Here is an 18321-nt window from a genome sequence, read left to right on the forward strand (position 1 = left end):
GTAGGCGTGGTAGGTGGAGACCGTCGGCTCGTCGTCCAGCAGCGACCGATCGACCAGGCCCGCCTCGGCCAGCCCGTCGAGGCGTTCGCCCGGCCGCTCGGCACCCTGTCCGGCGGCCAGCGGCGCCGGGTCGAACTCGCCCGCGTGCTGTTCGCCGAGCAGGGCACGCTTCTGCTCGACGAACCCACCAACCACCTCGACGGCGACTCGGTCGCCTGGCTGCGCGCCTTCCTGACCGGCTACCCCGGCGGGCTGGTGCTCATCAGCCACGACACCGGGCTGCTCGCCGACGTCGTCAACCGCGTCTGGCACCTGGACGCGGCCACGGCCGCCCTGGAGGTGCACAACACCGGGTGGACGACGTATCTCGCCGACCGGGCGGCCGACGACCGCCGCGAGGCCCGGCTGCGGGCCGCCGCCGAACGCAAGGCCGCCGCGCTGCACGCCCAGGCCGAGCGGATGCGGTCGCGGTCGGCGACCGCCGTACGGGCCAGGGACATGGCACGCCGCGCCGACCGGATGCTGGCCGCCACGCGGCCGGCCCGCCGTACGGACCAGGTCGCGCGGATCCGACTGCCCGAACCGGCGCCGAGCGGGCGCACCCCGCTCGGCGCGGTCTCCCTCGCCAAGTCGTACGGCGAACGCCCGGTGCTGGCCGGGGTGGACCTCGCCGTCGACCGGGGCAGCCGCCTGGTCGTCCTGGGCCTCAACGGCGCGGGCAAGACCACTCTGCTGCGACTGCTGGCGGGCAGGGAGCGGCCGGACGCGGGGCGGGTGGTCCACGGGCACGGGCTGCGGCTCGGCTACTTCGCACAGGAGCACGACACGCTCGACGGGCGGCTGACCGTACGGGAGAACCTGGCACTGGCGGCACCGCACCTGACCGACGGCGAGGCCCGCCGGGTGCTGGGGGCGTTCCTGTTCGGCGGCGACGACGGCGACAAGCCCGCAGGGGTGCTGTCGGGCGGGGAGAAGACCCGGCTGGCGCTGGCCGGGCTGGTCACCTCGGGGGCGAACGTGCTGCTGCTGGACGAGCCCACCAACAATCTCGACCCGGCTTCGCGGGCCGAGATCCTCGCGGCGGTGGGCGCCTACCGGGGCGCCGTCGTCATGGTGACCCACGACGAGGAGGCCGTTGCGGCGCTACGGCCGGAGCGGGTGCTGCTGCTGCCCGACGGCGTCGAGGACCTGTGGAGCCCCGACTACGGCGACCTCGTCGGACTGTCGTGAGACGTACATCACACTCGCGCCCACTGGACCTCAAGGTTACTTGAGATAACACCATGGAGCACATGACGACGAACGAGGTTGAGCTCGCGGCGATCAAGCAGATCGTCGCCACCGTTGAGCACGCGCAGAACAACGAACTGGTCGACGAATTCGTGGGACTTTTCCGCGAGGACGCGATCTGGACCACAGGACACGGCAAACGACTTTTCGGCAGGGACACCATCGCGGCCTTCACCCGGCAGGTGCTGCCGGGCGCGATGAGCGACACGACGGTGACGTTCGAGGTGGAGCACGTGCTGTTCCTGCGCCCCGACGTCGCCGCCGTGAAGGTGCGCCAGGTGTCGCGGACCGGCGACGAGGGATATGTCGGCACCCCGATGTACGTCCTGACGAAGGAGGAGGGCGCCTGGAAGATCACCGCAGCCCAGAACACGGTGGTCGTGGACGAAGGTTGACCGCGGACGCGGAAGGCGCTGCCCCGATCGGGGCAGCGCCTTCACTGTTGGGTGCGGTTAGTCGGGCTTGGCCCGCATGAGGAACCTGACGAGGAACCAGGCCACGGCATACCCCTTCTTGCGCGGGGTGTCAGCCATGGGCCGGGTGCTCGCCGGGCCGTGCCCGGTGCCCTGGTCGGCCATGAACTCCTTCTGCTGCCTCGCGGAGCGGGTGTAGGTTCTCAGCTCCGTGTGCGAGTAGCGCTGCGAGCCCATCTGCTGGTCGATCGACCTCAACTGCTGCTCGGACAGCCCCCTTCTCGGCTGCTGCGCCTGACTGTTGTTGTTGGCCGGATTCCGCTGGGCCCTGGGCGGAGTCGCCCGCTGCTGCGCCCTGCGGGTCGTGGGCCGGTGCGCGGGCCTGGCCCTGATCGCCTTGGCCCGCTGGGTCGCCGCCCGCTGCGCCCGCGCTCGCGCCGACGCCTGCCTGGCTCGTGCCCGTTGCGCGGCCGCCCGCTGGCGTGCGGCCGCAGCCCGCTGACGGGAGGCGGCGGCACGTGCCCGAGCCGCCGCGGCCCTGCGCTTGGCGGCGGCCTCCGCCGCCTTCTTCGCCTTCTCCTCGGCCTTCCTCTTGGCCTCGGCCTTGGCCTTCTTCTTCGCCTCGGCGATGGCCTTGCGCCTGGCCTCTTCAAGGGCCTTGCGCCGGGCCTCGGCGATGGCCTTGCGCTTGGCCTCTTCAAGGGCTCGGCGCCGGGCGGCCTGCTCGGCGAGCTTGCGGGCCAGCGCCCGTGCCGCAGCCCGGCGGGCCGCGATCTGCAGGGCGACCCGCACCGCGACAGCGGCGGCGAACCAGAACAGCTGCCCGTCGGGGTCGGTCATGGACACCGGGCTGTTGTTGGCGTAGGAGTAGCCCTGCAACTGCTGCGGGTCGCTCTCGTCGATGACCGGGTCCACCGACAGGAACCGGCCGATCGCCGGGTCGTACTCGCGGGCCCCCAGATGCACCAGGCCGGTCGTGGCGTCCACGGTTCCGCCGACGAAGCCGCGTTCACCCGGCCACCAGGTCGGCGCGGCGCCACGGTCGGTGCCGAAGGGGGTCTGCCTGCGGATCGCCACGTCGCCGGTGTCGGCGTTGACAGCGGCCTGGGCCGTGCCGTGGTGGTCGGCGGCGAAGAAGTACACCTTGCCCGCCGAGTCGCGCATCGCCACCGCGTCGCCGTTGACGGTGTAGTAGCGACTGCCCTCGACGACCTGCTTGGCGGTGTCCAGCCGCAGCTCCATGTCGTCGACGTAGAGCGTGCTCTCCGTCGGCGTCTTGCGGAGCAGACGGTCGCCGTCGGCGTCGTAGACGAAGGAGGTGGTCTTGCCCGCCTCCGTCACCGACTCCAGGTTGCCCTCGGCGTCCCAGATCAGCCGCTGCTCGGCGGTACCGGTACGGCGCACGACCGTGTTACCGGAGGCGTCGTACTCGTAGGAGGACGCCTGGCCGCCGCCCGTCGGCGTGACCGCCGTCAGCGCGTGCGGCCGGGGGCCGCCCGCCTTCGGGTAGCTGTAGTCGCGCACGACCTCCTGCCGTCCGGCGAAGGCGTGGTGCGTCTCCTTCGTCCGGTTGCCCACCAGATCGTAGGCGTAGCTGGTGGCGTACGGCGCCGCACCACCGATCACCTCGGGCCGGGGCGAGCCGCTGGCACAGCTGTCCGTGGCCGTCCAGGCGGAGGTGAGCCGCCGCAGGTAGTCGTAGGTGAAGCACTGGGTGTCGGCGTCGCGGCCGCCCGCCCGGTCGGAGATGCGGGTGACGTTGCCGACCGCGTCGTAGGTGTAGTTGAGATCCATGTCGGAGCTGGCGGCGTTGTCCCTGTCCAGCTGCGACCTGATGAGCCGGCCGGTGCCCTCCTCGTGCGTGTAGGTGAGCCACGTCTTGCGGGTGCCCGTGCTCAGCTCGTACTGCAGGGTCTCGCCGAGCTTGCCGTAGCGGGCGTCGGTGACGTAGGGGGACAGGCCCTCGACCCGGTTGGGCTGGCGCAGCCCGTCGTAGCCGTAGGTCACGGTCTCGTCCGGCAGTCCGCCCGCAGCAGGGAAGGTGATGGACTGCACCTGGTCGTCGGCGGTGTAGCGGGTGTTGAACTGGTAGGTGCCGGCGAGCTTGCCCTCACGCGCGGGGATCGTGACGCTCTGCCGCAGAGTGCGGTACTCCCGGTCGATCGCCTCGGTCTTCGCGCTGTAGGCCTGGCCGTCCACGTAGCGGACGGTCTCGGCCAGGTGCCCCTTGGCCAGGACGTCGTAGCGCCACTCCGCCAGCAGGGGACCGTTGGCCGCGTCCTTGCGGGTGGCGGTCTTGCGGCCGAGCGCGTCGTAGGTGTGGAAGAGGGTGGTGCCGCGCGCGTCGGTGGTGGAGACCTCCTCGTCGAGGTCGTTGAACACGCGGGTGGTCGTGCCCTTGTCCGGGTCCTCCGTCTTGATCTCGCGGTCGCGCAGGTCGTAGTGGTGGCGCCACACGTTGCCCGCAGGGTCGGTCAGGCTGGTGATCCGGCCCGCCTTGTCGTAGGTGTACTTGGTGGCGTCGTACTCGCCGGTGGGCGTCGCGCCCTTGTACTGACGCTGCTCGACGACCTGGTCGTCGGCGTTGGTGAGCAGGGTCGTGGCGGTTCCGCCGGCCACCGGGGTCACGTGCTGCTTGTCGGCCGCGCGCCGGACGCCGACCTTCCACTTCTCCTGGCCCTTGACGCGGAAGCTCTGGCCGGCCAGTTCGCCGGACCCGTCGAAGGTGGAGACGATCTGCCCGGCGACCTTGTCGTCGACGGCGTCGAACAGGTTCGTCTCCGGGTCGCCGAGGGCGTAGTAGCCCTCGTTGCTCTTGGCGACGTCACCGGTGGAGTTGTAGAAGGTGTCGGTGATCGTCCGGCCGCCGCCGGGGGCGGGCTCCTGGGTCTGACGCTCGCGCATCAGGCCGTCGAACAGCTCATGGCTGGCGATGTAGGTGCCGTCGGTGGCGAGCGTCTTGGTGGTGACGATGTTGGGTCCGTCACTGCGGACGGTGTAGGAGTACTCGGTGTTGGGCGTCTGACCGGCCGACTTGCTCCGGTCGTGCTGCCACACCTTGGCGACCCGGCCGAGCGGGTCGTGATCGAGGTCGGTACGGCGCCCGTTCTCGTCGACCTCCGCGATCGGCTCGTCCCAGGCGGGTTCGACGTAGGTGACGTCGGAGTGTCCGAGCGGGTTGGTGGTGCGGACCTCGGTCGCGTGGCCGCCCCGGGCCGGGACGTACGCGGTCGTGATCGAGCCGCTGGCGCCGTCGGTCTCCTTCACCAGGCGGCCGTACTCGTCGTAGCTGCGCGACTCGGTCGCCACGTACTGCGGCGAGGCGCCGCTGTAGGTGGTCAGCTCCTCCTCACGGGTCACGTCGCCGCGCATCGGGACCGTGCCGAAGGTGCGGCCGTCGAACTGGAAACGCTCGTCCGACAGCACGTCCGCCGGCCGCTGCGGCTCGACGGAGCACGGCTTGCCGACCGTCTCCACACGGCTGGTGAAGTCGAGCATCCAGGCAGCCGTATCACGCAGGTGCGTGTAGCGGGTGCAGGTGTCGTCGGCCGCGTCGGCGACGTCGCCGAGGTCGCTGACCTGCGTGACCTGCCCGTACTCGTCGTAGGCGCGCTCTTCTGCGGTGCGCCGCCAGGTGCCGTCCTCCTTCAGGTCCCGGGTGGCCGCCTTCGCCGGCTGGACGACGTGGGCGGTCTTGGTCACCCCTTCGAAGGTGGACTCGGCCGACTTACGCGACCACGGCTCCTCGATGGTGGACGTCAGGACCTTGCCGCCGTCGCCGTCGAAGACGATCGTCTCCAGTTCGGCTCCGGCGAGGTGGTCGAGGTCGTCGCGGGACTTGTTCTCCGTGTCGGTGACCTTGACGCTCGTCCGGGTGCCGTCGGCCAGCCGGTCGTTGTGCAGTCCCCGGTAGAAGCGCTGTTCGGTCAGCGTACGCGGGCCGTCCTGGCCGTCACCCTGCCGAATCCGGACCCGGCCGTAGCCGCGCCAGTCGGACCACGTGCGCTCCTTGGGCTTGGTCAGGATGTTCTCGCTGTAGCGCCAGCCGGAGCCGTCGAGGTACTCGTAGTCGGTGACCAGCCACGGCGAACGCGCGGTCCGGTCGACCTCGACGGTCTGGGCGACGACGTACTTGTGGAACCAGTCGAGGACCTCAAGCTCGTTCGGCGGTGCCCACCTCTGCGGGAAGCAGCGCTTGGTGTTACGGTCTGCGGCCGGCAGGCCGGTGGCCGCGCACTCCTCCGCCGCGTAGTTGACCCGGACCTCGGCTCCCGCCTCGGTGTTGATCGACTGCACCCGCCACTTGAACAGCGGGGCCCGGCCCTCGTTGGAGTCGACGCGGTTGCGCAGCTGCACTCCGGCGAAGGTCACGGCGGGCAGGGCGAGGGTGCCGCCGACGTGACCGGTGTGCTGGACGGACTCCAGCCACAGCGCCGGGCTGAGCCCGTCGCCCGTGGCGGGGAAGCCGTGCTTCAGCGTCCAGGAGTCCACGTCCTTGAACGCGGTGCCCGAGCGGACCTGCGTCGTCACCTTCGCCAGCCGCTTACGGGTCCAGAACGTGGGGGACAGGCGGTCCTTGCAGCTCTCACCCGCGTTGCAGTTGCGGTCGAAGGGCACGTCCGGCCAGTGCTTGGCCGTGTCCTTGGTGAGCTGCGCGGGCTCGCAGGTGACGGCGCCGCCGGGCACGCACCGCTCGGCGACCGTGAAGTTCACCCGGGAGGCCGGGGCGACGGTGAACAGGTCGTCCTTGCGGTAGCCGTAGTCGATGCGGGTCAGGTAGCCGGCACGGACGTAAGGGGTCTCCAGCTCGGGCTTCTCGTTGCGGCCGTAGTGGTTGCCCTCGGTGGCGTACCAGTAGGTGATGGCGTTGGCGTGCCGGTCCTCGACGTAGTCGAGGTTCCACCGCCACGCCTGCTGGCACCACGCGTTGGCGGGGGTGGCGTTGTGGCAGGGCTCGCCCGCCTCGTTGCCGAACACCGGGACGGTCCAGGCCGACTTCGTCTCCTCCTTGCCCGAGGTCCAGCCGTGCAGCCGGTTCAGGCCGAAGTGGTAGACGGTGCCGTCGGTCGTCGTGAGCTTCCAGTGCTCGCCGTTGTTGTCGCCGTTGGCGGCGCCGGTGGCCAGCTCGATCCGGGTGCCGTCGTCGCGCTTGGGCCGCCACTGCTTGGTCGTGGCGTCCTTGACCAGCTCCGTCGAGCTGCCGTTCAGCACCAGGGTGGCGTTGTCGTGGTCCCAGCACAGGTCGCCGGTCTTACGGCCGTCGGCCATGCAGGACTTGTAGCGGCGCTCGATGTAGCCGCCGGGGGTGAGGTCGAAGCCCTCGCCCGCCCACGATGTCTGGTTGTTGGTGGCGGAGGTGCGCCCGTCCACGCTCTGGGCGGAGTAGCTCAGGCTGAACTCGGGTTCCTCGCCGCCGATCGACGGCGGGACCCGCATCGGGTGGTTCCAGCTGAAGTCACCGGACTGGGTGCCGACGCTCCACGACGAGGACGCCGACAGCCCGGTCGCCGAGTAGTCGCCGGAGGAGCCCGCCGCCGACGCGGTCAGCGCGTACAGGGACGCGCCGGAGGCCGCGACGTCCACGTCGGCCTGCACGGTGCCGGCCTTGAGATCGTTGCGGGTCGGCACCGGCTCCGGACTCGGGCACGGCGTCCCGGCGTCCGCCTGGGCACCGCTCAGCGCGCATTCGGGCAGTTTGACCAATTGCAGGCGCGAGGCGTAGTCGCCGCCGAAAGCATGGCGGAAGCCCGAATAGTCGAGCTCAACCCTGGCCGGGCCGCCCCGGGTGGCGCCCTGCCCCTTGGACAGGCGCAGGGCCACGCCGGACACGCCCGGCGTCTCGGCCCGGTCGAGCACCTCGACCTTCACCTGCTCGGGTGCGGCCTGGGCGCGCCGGGCGTCGGAGGGAGCGGCCAGCCGTACGGGCAGGCTGCCCGCACTGACCGCGGCCTTGTCGCCGGGCGCCAGTTCGGCCGTGCCCGCCTTCGGCCACGACACGGCGGCGGGGGTCTTCATGGCCCGTTCGGCCGTGAGGTTCTTGCTCTTGGGCAGCACGGGGACCGAGCGGCCGGGCACCGGTTCCTGCTTCTGCACCCCGGGCCGTTCCCGGGGTGCGGCCTGCGCGGGCATGGCGTACACGAGCGGAACCGTCACCAACACCGCGGTAGCGGCGCAGCCCCGGACGAACCACCGGAACTTACGGGCGGACCACTCGAAAATCAGAAAAGTCGAACGGGTGTGTTCGGAGAACTCCTCTAAATCGTTCATCTCACCGTCCTGAGGTCGGGCATGGGTACGGCCCGGCAGGGCGGAGCCTCGGTGTGGCTCCGCCCCGCAGGGTGGTGCTATGCGGCGGCCAGCTGAGCGATGTCCAGATCGCCCAGCGCGCCCTGATAGGTACGGACGTCGTCGGCGAAGCCCGGCCAGTGGCCGGAGAAGACGCCGTCGCGAAGGACCCGGCCCAGTTGGAGCGGGCCGCCCGAGTTCCATGTGCTCAAATGGTCGATCTCGGTGGTGGCCACGAGCTGGCCGCCCACGTAGACGCGCAGCTTCCTGGCGAGCGCGTCGTAGACGCCCGCGACGTGTGTCCACTCCATGGCGTACGGCACCGCGTCCGAGCGGGTGCGCGTCACGGGCGCCCCGTCGGCGTCGGCGCTGGTCATCCCGAAGGTCCAGCGCGGGCCGTCGGCGGCGTAGCCGAGGGTGAAGCCGCTGCCTCTGCTGCCGTTCTGCGAGAGCACGGCGGCGTCGGCGGCGGGCAGCGCGTCGAGTTGCACCCACGCCGCCACGGTGAAGCTGTCGTCGGTGCGTACGGCGGCCTTCGGCGCCTGGCCGTGGCCGGTCGCCCCGTCGAGCGCGAGCGCGCCGTCCACCCAGCCGCCGGCCCAGCTCGCGCCCGAGCCGAGCGCGAGCGCACCGGTACGGCCGGAGGCGTCGGCGGCCGACGTGCCGGCGGTCTCGTCCAGCTTCCAGTGGCCGGTGAGCGTGGCGGCGTGGTTGACCAGCTTGACCACCTCGTCGTCGGCCAGGACGCGGTCGTGGGCGCGGACCTCGTCCACCTCGCCGGGCCACGGGTCGCTCTGCCTGCCCTGGTAGAGGGCCTGCCCGAGTTGCAGGGCGGTGGCCGGGCCGGTGCCTCCGTGGTAGGCGACCGGCCCGGCGGCCAGTCGTCCGTTGACGTAGAGGAACAGCGAGCGGGTGGCCGAGTCGTAGACGCCGGTCAGGTGTGTCCACTGGCCCGCGACCGGCGCGGTGGTGGCGTTCTCCGCCCAGACGGTCTGCGACGTGCCGCCGGGGTTGTTCATCATGAACGCCCACGACTTGGTGGTGGCCCGGTAGCCGAGCCACAGGCCGCTGTTGTCCTGGCCGCTCTGGGCGACGGCGGCGGCGTTGCCGGTGGGCAGCGAGCTGAGCCGTACCCATGCCGAGATCGCGAGGTTGCGGTCGGTCTGCACGGCTCCGCCGCTGACCGAGGCGTGCTGGCCGGCGCCCGCGAAGCGCAGCGCCCGGCCTGCCCGGCCCTCGGCCCAGGTGCCGCCGGAGACGGTTGCCGGGCGGGTGCCCACCTCGTCCTTGGCGGTCGTGCCGGAGCCTTCGTCGAGCCGCCAGAAGCCGGTGGGGCCGGTGCCCGCGCGCACGTTGAAGACGTAGCTGCGGATGGGGCCCAGCTTGCCCGCGGCGTCCTTGCTGCGGACCGACAGGACGTTCGGGCCCTCCTCCAGCGGGGTGAGCCGGATCGTGGCCGGGCCGCCCGCCGCGTCGGCGCGCACCTCCGTGGTGGGGTTGGTGTTGAGGCCGTACAGGTAGGAGGTCACGTCGGTGACGCCGTTGGCGCCGAAGGTGAACTCACCCGCCCGGCCGATCCCGTCGGCCCACGCGTTCTCCGGGTACTGCGGCGAGGTGACCGTGCTCTCCTTGCCCGGCGCGTTGGTGTCGACGCCGATCTCGCAGTACGGTCCCCAGGCGCTGTTGGCCTTGCCGTCCTCGCCGCGCACCCTCCAGCGGATCACCGAGTTGTCGGTGAACGCGCCGGCGGGGACGGTGGCGGTGAAGGCGTTGCCCGAGGCCGCGGCCGGGGTGAGCGTCTCGCCCACCTTCGTCCCCGCGGCGTTGTACCACTCGAAGCGGCCCTTCACGGAGTTGTCGCCGTCACGGAGCTTGGCCCACAGCTTCGGTGTGGCCGAGCCGACGAGGGGCCTGCCCGTGCCGCTCACGCAGCCGCCGCCCGGGTCGGACCAGATGTCGGCCGTGACGGGCGTGGTGGGGATGGTGTTGTACTCGACGACCAGCGTGGGGTTGTTCTTGAACTTCTTCCAGCTCTGGGTGTCGGTCTCCTTGGTGGCCTTCAGTCCCATCGTGATGTGCGGCCACTTCTTCTCCGACGCCTGGACGGCCGCGGCCGTCGCGTCGAACTCCACGCCGCCCGCCGGGCAGGCGGTGCCCCAGCCCTTGGCAACGTTTACAGTTTGCAGCTGGGTGGCCCACGACGGCTGTTCCGCCCAGGTGGTGCCCCTGCCGATGGTGCCGGTCAGCCACAGTTCGACGGCGCTCTTCGTGCACGACCACGACCACGTCTCGTAGGTGCGCAGCGTGGCCTTGATGATCTGCTTGCCGTGGATGGCGCTGCCGGTGTTCATCTGGAAGAACGACCGGTTGGTGCCGCCCGTCTGGTTCTCGTGGCCGACGCGGGCCACATCGCTGGAGTTGAGGTAGTTGGTGGTCGCGTACTTCTTCCAGACCGCGGTCCAGGCGCCGCGCGCGGCCGAAACCGACGGGTCCAGGTAGACGGGGAAGCGGGTCGCCGGGTCCTTCAGCATGCGGCGGTCGGGGGTCAGGGTCAGCGCGTCGCCGCCGACGGCCAGCCCCATGGCCTCGTGCTTCGAACCGGGGCTCGGGCCCTGTCCGGGCTGGGCGGCGAGAGCCGTCCGGCTACCCGGCTGGGGGGCCGGTGTGTCCCACATGAGGGGGGTGGGCGCGGTGAACACGTCGGCGCCCGTGCGGTCCACGGCCTGCAGCCCGCCGCCCTTGGCCTGCCGTACGGTGACCCCTTCGCCCTTGAGGGCGAAGCGGAGCCGGTCGAGGCGGCCGCTCAGCGCGGCCTTCCTGCTCTTGACCACCAGGACGTGGGAGAAGCCGTCCACGTCCGCCGTGACCTGGAGGTCCACGTCGGGCAGGACGTCCGCGTAGGTCGCGGTCGGGCCGTCGAGGACGGGTTCCGGGAGCTTGCCCGGCCAGGTGAACGACAGTGACTTGCCGCCTCTGCCGACCTTGGCCATCGGGCTGTCGCCGCCGCCGGAGAAGCGCAGGTCGGCGGCGGTGGCGGCGGGGGCGATCGAGCCGTCGGGCAGCCGGTGCAGGGTGGTGTCCACCGCTGCCCACGCCCCGTCCTTGCGTACCCGGATCGGGCGGGCGTGCTGTTCGAGCACCATCCCGCCCTGGGGGTCGGCGAAGACGGTGCGGGTCTCGGTGCGCAGCGACCCGACCTCGACCCGTTCACCGCTCCGGCGGGCCGCCGCGAGAGCGCCGCGCTCGGTGACCGTCTCCGCCGCCGGTTGCGGGGTGGAGGCCGGGGTTGGGGCGGTGGCCGGGGTGGTAGGAGGTGTCGCCGCCCCGGCCGCGGGTGCGGCCAGTCCTGACATAAGTACAGCAGCCGTCGCGACGACTGCTGTGAGAGGGCGAGGGTTCAGGCGCCCTAAACCGCCTGGACGCTCGCGGGAAGTCGTGGTTTTGACCCGGGGCATCATGCCTCCGTTGGTGCGCTGTAAGCCTGGTATCCAGCGCCAAGTCTGTACATGCGCCATAAATGGATCAAGAGGCTGAGCCCGGTATGTAGAGATTTTCCACGAAATCTTGATTTATTGACATAAACCTACAAAGATCGGCGGCCTTCAGGCTTGACAGCACGGCAGGCCGCGTCCACCCGGCCGTCCCACCCCTCACGGGCGTAAGGTGTGCCAGGTGGAGGCGAGCCCTCGCGACGGGTCGGCCGGCTTCGGATGCAGGTCAACCGACGACCTTCGCCACCTCCGCCACCAGCCGCGCCACCAGTGGCTCCGGCGCCCGCTCGCCCCACACCACGGCCAGCTCGGACGGCTCGGCGTCGCTGACCGGCACCCAACGTACGTTGACCGCCGGAACCCACCGGCTCAGCGGCTCGGGAGCCAGCCACACCCCGCGCCCCCTCGCGACCATGAGCAGGCACTCCTCGATCTGGGCGACCGACGGGCCGAGCGGCGCCGGGCTGCCGTCCGGCCGGGGGTCGGCGATCCAGTGCCGCTCGGACTCCGCCGAGGCGTACACGTCCGGACGGACGACCGGCTCGCCGGACAGCTCGGCCAGCGACACCGACGCGCACCCCGCCAGCGGATGCGACGCCGACAGCGCCACGGCCCTGGAATCGGTGCGGACCACCGCGTGCCGCAGCCCGGGGACACCCACCGGCAGCCACATGAACGCCGCGTCGGCCGTACCGGCCTCGATCAGTTCCAGTTCCTCGCGCGGGCTGCGCACGCTGCTCAGCTCGACCGACAGCCCCGGTACGGCAGACTCCATCGCGTCGGCGACCTCGGCGGCGAACAGGGACGTGGCGTACGGGCAGCAGGCCAGGCGCAGCGACCCGGACTGGCGGCGGGCGGTGTGGCGCACCCGCTCGGTCAGTTCCTCCAGGTCGGCGAGGGCCGCTTGGCCGCCCGCCGCGAGTTCCTCGCCGGCCGCCGTCAGCAGCACTCCTCGTGACGTACGCACCAGCAGCGTCACCCGCAGCGAGCGTTCCAGTTGCTGGACATGGGTGGAGACGGCCTGCTGCGTCAGGTGCAGGCGGGTGGCGGCGCGGGTGATGTTCAGTTCCCGCGCGACCGCGAGAAACGATTCCAGATGCCGAAGGTCCAGGTCGATCACGGGGGACACGGTACTTGCCCGCTTTGTCGCGCGACACAGCGGATGCCTGTGACGGCCCACAGGATCCTTTGTTTCCGCTGGCAGGGTCCTCGGGGGCAGCATTGCAGACGTCCAGCGAACCCCAGCGAAAGGCCGGACATGTCCCGCTTCCGCGACCTCCACGGCAGGGTCGCCCTCGTCGTCGGCGGCGGCAGGGTGATCGCAGAGAACCTCGCCGCACGCGGCGCCACCACGGTGCTCGCCTACGCCCACGACGACGAGGGCGCCCGGCGCACGCTGGCCGTCCTCGACGGGCACGGCGTGAGAGCCGAGGCGATCCGCGCCGACGCCACCGTGGCGGCCGACGTCGACACGCTCGTCGAAGGCGTGGTGTCACGCCACGGCAGGCTCGACGTCGTGGTCCACGCGACCGGGCCGGTGGTCGGGAAGCCGCTGGCCGACCTCGCCGACACCGACTTCGACCACCTCGTCGACCACAACGTCCGCAGTGTCCTGCACACCCTGCGCGCCGCCGCCCTCCACCTGGCCGACGGCGGACGCTACGTCCTGCTGTCCACCACGCTCGCGGCTCCGGCGGCCGGGCTGGACGCGGCCTCCCAGGCCGCCGCCCTCCATCTGATCGCCGCCGCCGCGAAGGACCTCGAAGGCCGCCGCGTCACCGTCAACGCGGTCGGCGTCCGCCACGACGACCGGCCCGCCGGCGCCGTCCCGCTGGTCGCCTGGCTGACCGGCGCCGACGCCGCCCGCGTGTCCGGACAGATCATCCACTCCCGCACCCTGAACCAGGAGCACCGGTCATGACCGCCACGGCATTCACCCCCACACCATCCACCCCCACGACAGAACACGTCTCCTTCCGGCGATGGCTCGGCGTCGCGGCCGTGGCCGTCGGAACCTTCGCCGTCGTCACCGTCGAACAGCTTCCCGTCGGCCTCCTGACCCCCATCGGCGGCGACCTCGGCGTCTCCGAGGGCGCCGCCGGGCTGATGGTGACCGTCCCCGGCCTGGTCGCCTCCGCCGCCGCGCCGCTGCTGCCGGTGGCGATCGGCCGCCTCGACCGGCGGATCGTCCTGATCGGGCTGATGGCGCTCATGGTGCTGGCCAACCTGATGTCGGCGCTCGCGCCCAGCTTCGCCGTCCTGCTCGTCTCCCGGTTCCTCGTCGGGATCAGCATCGGCGGCTTCTGGGCGCTGGCCGCCGGGATCGCCGTCCGCATGGTGCCGGAGTCGCGGGTGCCGCAGGCCACCGCGATCACCTTCGGCGGTGCCACCGCCGCGAACGTCCTCGGGATACCGGCGGGGACGCTGATCGGCGGGTTCACCGACTGGCGGGTCGCGTTCGCGATCGTCGGCGGGCTCGGCCTGCTGGTCGCGATCGCGCTGGCCATGCTGCTGCCGTCCATGCCCGCCACCCAGCCCGTACGGCTGCGCACCCTGGCCCAGCAGCTTCGCAACCCCGCCGTCCGCGCCGGTGTCCTGGCCACGTTCATGCTGGTCAGCGGGCACTTCGCGGCCTTCACGTTCATCAGCCCGATCCTCGCCGGGGTCGCCGGCGTCGACAAGGACCTGGTCGGGGTGCTGCTGCTGGTCTTCGGGGTCGCGGCCATCATCGGCAGCGCCGTCGTCGGCATGTTCGCGGGCCGCAACCTCCGCGCGACGGTCATCGCCGTCGGCGTGGCGCTCGCCGCGGTCCTGGCGCTGTTCCCGGTCCTCGGCGACAACCCGGTCGGCGGGATCACCCTGCTGGTCCTGTGGGGACTGGCGTTCGGCGGAGTGCCGGTGAGCGTGCAGAGCTGGATCCTCCTGGCGGCGCCGGGCAGCGCCGAGCCCGCGACCGCGCTGAACACCTCGGTGTTCAACCTGGCCATCGCGCTCGGCGCGCTCTTCGGCGGGCTGGTCGCCGACAACGTGGCCATCACCGGGGTGCTGTGGTTCGGCGCCCTCCTGGCCGTCCTGACGGCGCTGGCCGTGGGGCGGGTACGCGTCGGCTGAACCCCTTCCGCGACACGTCGCCCCCTGCCCGAGCGTCCGGGCAGGGGGTTTCGACGTGCTCCACCGGCAGCCTTGCGCCAAGCTGTGCGGGATGGGTCAGAGCAGGCCGGCTTCGTGCACCAGGATCGCCGCCTGCACCCTGTTACCCAGGCGTAGCTTGGCCAGCGCACGGCTGACGTGGGCTTTGACGGTCGTCTCGGTCATCGACAGCTCGCGCCCGATCTGCCGGTTGGACAGGCCACGGGCGACGGCGAGGACGACATCGTGCTCGCGCTCGGTCAGCTCGCCGAGGAGCCGCCGCGCGGCCTCGGCCTTCGAGACGTCCCGCCGCTCGGCGAACGCGCTGATGAGCCGCCTGGTCACCGTGGGGGCGAGCATGGCGTTCCCGGCGGCGACCGTGCGGACGGCTGTGGCGAGATCGCGCGGCGGGGTGTCCTTCAGCAGGAACCCGACCGCGCCGGCCCGCAGCGCCTCGTGCACGTACTCGTCGAGGTCGAACGTGGTGAGCATGACGACCTTCGGCGCGCCGGGCGAGGTCGCGATGCGTGCGGCGGCGGCCAGGCCGCCGGTGCCGGGCATCCGCACGTCCATGAGCACGACGTCGGGACGGCACCGGCCGGCGGCGGCGACCGCCTCTTCCCCGTCGCTCGCCTCTGCGACGACGGAGATGTCGCCGGCCGACTCCAGGATCATGCGTAGCCAGGACCGCACCATGAGCTCGTCGTCGACGACCAGGACCCTGATCACGGAGACTCCCCGATGCGCTCGGTGGACAGCCGGGCGACGAGCGTGAAGCCGCCCTCGGGTCCGGGGCCCGTACGGATCCGGCCGCCGAGCAGGGCGACCCGCTCACGGAGGCCGAGCAGTCCGAGGCCGCCACCCGGGAGAGGTTGCGCGGGGCGCGGGCCGACGGGCGGGCCGTTGTCCACGATCACCTCCAGTTCGCCGGGAAGGTAGCGCAGGACGACGTCGACGTCGCACGCACCCACATGCTTGTGGACGTTGGTGAGGGCCTCCTGGACCACGCGGTAGGCGGCGCGCTGGACGGCCTCCGGTACCGGCCTGGGTTCTCCCTCGTCCCGGCGGCGCACGCGTAGCCCCGCCGACCTGGACTGGCCGAGCAGCCTGTCGAGGTCGGTGAGCATCGGTGGTGGGGCGTGGCCGTCGAGGGACTTCGAGGTGCGCAGTACGCCGAGCACCTCCCGGAGGTTCGCCAGCGCCTCCCTGCCCGTCGCCCTGATGTTCGCCATCTCGGCGGCCGTGCGCTCGTCCTGGACGCTGACCTCCAGCGCGCCGGCGTGCAGCACCATCAGCGACACCCGGTGGGCGACCACGTCGTGCATCTCCCGTGCGATCCGCGTGCGTTCTTGGGCCCGCGCCTGCTCGGCCCGGACCGCCTGCTCGCGCTCCAGCCACTCGGTGCGCTCGCGCAGTACCGTCAGCACCTGCCTGCGCGCGTTCACCCACAGGCCCGCCACCAGCGGCAACACGATCGCCCAGAGGAGATTGACCCCTGCCTCCTCCAGCAGCCCGCGGTCGCCGTGCGGCAGCAGGACGGGCCGTGCGGAGACGAGAAGGGCCGCTGCCGCGATGTAGGCCGGGACCAGGCGCCGCGACGGCGCGGCCGTCACCACGTAGTACGTCGCCACGGTGAGGACGTGCCATTGCGCGAACGGCAACCATGCCGCCGCGCCCAGCGCGATCAACGGCCAGCGCCCCCTGCGGCCCGCCCACGCGGCGACGCCGCATGCGACGGCGAACAGCACCCGTCCTGGCTCCGCCCCCGTCTCGGCGGCCTGAGCGGGATCCGGCATGATGATCGACAGAACGGCCACGGCCAGGCCGACGGCCCAGGGAACAACGCGATCGACGCCCCGGGCCATCTCGCCGAGCACCCGGCGTTCGAGCGACGTACTTTGCACACCCCGAGCGTACGGCCAGGCCACACGTGCGAACACGGTCCGTTCGCCACAGCACCCCCTACGAAAGTCGCAGCCCCCGAGCCCTCTGGAATCGACTGTCGGACGAGGCGCTGACGCGGAGACCGACGGCAGATTCAGGCCGCGCGGCCGTAGATCCGGGCGATCTCGTGGAAGGCGGCCTTGGGTTCCCAGCGGTAGGAGCCCGTGCCGTCCGGGATGACCTTGACGAGGCCGTAGCCCGCCTTGTCGAGGTCGTGGCGGGGGTCGGCGGAGTGCGGGTGGTCCGGCTCGATGAACTCGAACACGTACGCACCGTGGACGTTCTCCGCCTCGTAGACGCCGATCAGCTCGGCGAGTTGTTCGGCCTGGACCCGCTCGTTCCTGGTCCACCTCTCGTCGATCACCGGGACGGGACCGCCGTGGTCGATGATCTCGTGGGCGGCCGGGCCCTTCTCGGCCGCGCCGTCGAAGGCGGCGCAGCCGAACTCGACGACGACCACGGGCTTGCCGTGCCGGTGGAAGCCCCGCAGGTTCTCCACGTACCGGGACCGGTTGTACGACATGCGGTAATAGTCGAGGCCCACGACGTCGAACGGCGTCCAGTCCACCCTCTCCCACAGTCCGGAGCCGTAGGTGATGCGGCCGTCGAAGGCGGACCTGGCGACCTCGGCGGCCCGGCCCAGCAGGCGGTTCAGTTTCCTGCTGTACCAGGGGAACAGCGGCCAGAACAGCGGGGAGGCCAGCTTGGCGCTTCTCCGGTCATAGGTGGCGCCGGGCATGATGCCGGCGGAGAAGATCGTGAGCTCGCAGCCCACGTTGAGGTCGATCGCGCCGTACTCCTTCCTGAGGCGTTCGGCGGCCACTGCCGTACGGGCCAGGTTGTCCAGCGTCTCCTTGGGCCCGGCCTCGTACAGGCGGGGCTGCAGCCACACGTGCAGCCCGTCCTCCAGCGCGGCCGTCGCGGTCTGGACGAGCCGGTCGAGGTCGGTGCCGTAGACGCCGACGGAGTCCGCGTGCAGTTCGTCGCGGATGGCGCGGATCTCCTGGCGCATCAGTTCGGGGCGCCACGTGCTGCGCGACAGTCCGCCGCCGGGCAGGAGGTTCGTGCCGACGTCGTAGTTGACGCCTTTGGCGGTCAGGCCCATGGCAGGTCCCTACTTCCTGGTGGCGCGGTCGAAGAGGGTGATCAGCTCGGTGGTGCAGGCGGCCAGGTCGACGGCGGGGTTCATCACCCACAGGCCGAGGACCCCGATGAGGGCCTGGCCGACGGTCACGGCGACGACCTGGGGGTCGAGGTCGCGGAACTCGCCGTCGGCGAGGCCCTGCCGCAGGATCGCGGTCAGCAGGTCGACGACCGATTCGTCGGTGGTGGCGGCGAAGCGCGGGGTGCCGTCGGGCGCGCGGTGACCGCGGACGATGTCGCCGACCGCGAGCGCGCGGGAGCGGTGCGCGTGCAGGTAGTCGAGGTTGGACCGGATGTAGGCGCGGAGCTTGCCCGAGGCGGTGTCCTCGGTTTCGAGCGCGGCTTCGATGAACTTCCAGGAGTCGTCGTAGATCTGCGTGACGACCTGTTCCAGCAGGTCGTCCTTTCCGGCGAAGTGGTAGGAGATCACGCTCTTGCTGATCCGCGCGTGCTGCGCGATCCGCGACAGCGACGCCTGCGCGTAGCCGACGGCCGCCACCGTTTCTATGGCGGCGTCGATGATCTGCCGTCGGCGGGCCTCTTCGATGATCGGATTACGTTTCAGGCCGATCGGCCTACCATCAGACTGCATGGCCTAACAGTAGGCCGATCGGCCTATTTCCGGC

At 71.5% G+C, this 18321-nt stretch carries 11 protein-coding genes; 4 read left to right on the top strand and 7 right to left on the bottom strand.

All coding sequences use genetic code 11. The features are described 5' to 3' along the window. Together ABD120_RS07305 and ABD120_RS07310 are read left to right on the top strand one after the other, a co-directional pair. On the top strand, positions 1-1230 hold a 1230-nt coding region (locus ABD120_RS07305), incomplete at its 5' end, for an ABC-F family ATP-binding cassette domain-containing protein (RefSeq protein WP_343948946.1). Positions 1231-1292: 62 nt separating this feature from the next. Next, a complete protein-coding gene (locus ABD120_RS07310) occupies positions 1293-1685 on the top strand; it encodes an SgcJ/EcaC family oxidoreductase (RefSeq protein ID WP_343948947.1) in 393 nt (130 codons plus the stop codon). A 57-nt stretch (positions 1686-1742) separates the two neighbouring features. Here ABD120_RS07310 and ABD120_RS07315 read toward each other — a convergent pair whose 3' ends face one another. From ABD120_RS07315 to ABD120_RS07325, 3 genes are all read right to left on the bottom strand, one after another. After that, positions 1743-7856 (bottom strand): RHS repeat-associated core domain-containing protein, encoded by a 6114-nt coding sequence (locus tag ABD120_RS07315; protein WP_343948948.1) that lies wholly within the window; start codon positions 7854-7856, stop codon positions 1743-1745. Between the two features lie 191 nt (positions 7857-8047). Further along, the gene (locus ABD120_RS07320) at positions 8048-11341 is read right to left on the bottom strand and encodes a LamG-like jellyroll fold domain-containing protein (protein WP_343948949.1); all 3294 of its coding nucleotides are present in this window, start codon (positions 11339-11341) and stop codon (positions 8048-8050) included. A gap of 364 nt (positions 11342-11705) precedes the next feature. Beyond that, positions 11706-12599: a LysR family transcriptional regulator gene (locus ABD120_RS07325; protein WP_343948950.1), complete on the bottom strand. Its 894-nt coding sequence runs from the start codon at positions 12597-12599 to the stop codon at positions 11706-11708. Between the two features lie 138 nt (positions 12600-12737). On the opposite strand from ABD120_RS07325, the gene ABD120_RS07330 reads away from it, so the two are divergent. Then, a complete protein-coding gene (locus tag ABD120_RS07330; protein ID WP_343948951.1) occupies positions 12738-13400 on the top strand; it encodes an SDR family oxidoreductase in 663 nt (220 codons plus the stop codon). Next, complete coding sequence (locus tag ABD120_RS07335) at positions 13397-14590, top strand: MFS transporter (protein WP_343948952.1); 1194 nt, start codon at positions 13397-13399, stop codon at positions 14588-14590. Before ABD120_RS07330 ends, ABD120_RS07335 begins: the two co-directional genes overlap by 4 nt. Positions 14591-14686: 96 nt before the next feature. On the opposite strand, the gene ABD120_RS07340 is transcribed toward ABD120_RS07335, so the two are convergent. The 4 genes from ABD120_RS07340 to ABD120_RS07355 form a co-directional block, all read right to left on the bottom strand. Further along, on the bottom strand, positions 14687-15337 hold the full coding sequence (locus tag ABD120_RS07340; protein ID WP_343948953.1) for a response regulator: 651 nt from the start codon (positions 15335-15337) through the stop codon (positions 14687-14689). Further along, entirely contained in the window at positions 15334-16512 is a 1179-nt protein-coding gene (locus ABD120_RS07345; protein WP_343948954.1) for a sensor histidine kinase, read from the bottom strand. Before ABD120_RS07345 ends, ABD120_RS07340 begins: the two co-directional genes overlap by 4 nt. Positions 16513-16646: 134 nt before the next feature. Then, entirely contained in the window at positions 16647-17657 is a 1011-nt protein-coding gene (locus ABD120_RS07350; RefSeq protein ID WP_343948955.1) for a glycoside hydrolase family 113 protein, read from the bottom strand. A 9-nt stretch (positions 17658-17666) separates the two neighbouring features. Beyond that, positions 17667-18287 (bottom strand): TetR/AcrR family transcriptional regulator, encoded by a 621-nt coding sequence (locus ABD120_RS07355; protein ID WP_343948956.1) that lies wholly within the window; start codon positions 18285-18287, stop codon positions 17667-17669. Positions 18288-18321 lie beyond the last annotated feature (34 nt).

It is taken from the genome of Nonomuraea longicatena (genome assembly GCF_039525605.1).
In the GTDB taxonomy this organism is placed as follows: Bacteria; Actinomycetota; Actinomycetes; order Streptosporangiales; family Streptosporangiaceae; genus Nonomuraea; species Nonomuraea longicatena.

What these genes read in the sequence shown, in the direction of transcription:
- ABD120_RS07310 (WP_343948947.1), top strand. Translation starts at nt 1,293, where the DNA reads ATGACGACGAACGAGGTTGAGCTCGCGGCGATCAAGCAGATCGTCGCC.
- ABD120_RS07320 (WP_343948949.1), bottom strand. Translation starts at nt 11,341, where the DNA reads ATGTCAGGACTGGCCGCACCCGCGGCCGGGGCGGCGACACCTCCTACC.
- ABD120_RS07330 (WP_343948951.1), top strand. Translation starts at nt 12,738, where the DNA reads ATGTCCCGCTTCCGCGACCTCCACGGCAGGGTCGCCCTCGTCGTCGGC.
- ABD120_RS07335 (WP_343948952.1), top strand. Translation starts at nt 13,397, where the DNA reads ATGACCGCCACGGCATTCACCCCCACACCATCCACCCCCACGACAGAA.
- ABD120_RS07350 (WP_343948955.1), bottom strand. Translation starts at nt 17,657, where the DNA reads ATGGGCCTGACCGCCAAAGGCGTCAACTACGACGTCGGCACGAACCTC.
- ABD120_RS07355 (WP_343948956.1), bottom strand. Translation starts at nt 18,287, where the DNA reads ATGCAGTCTGATGGTAGGCCGATCGGCCTGAAACGTAATCCGATCATC.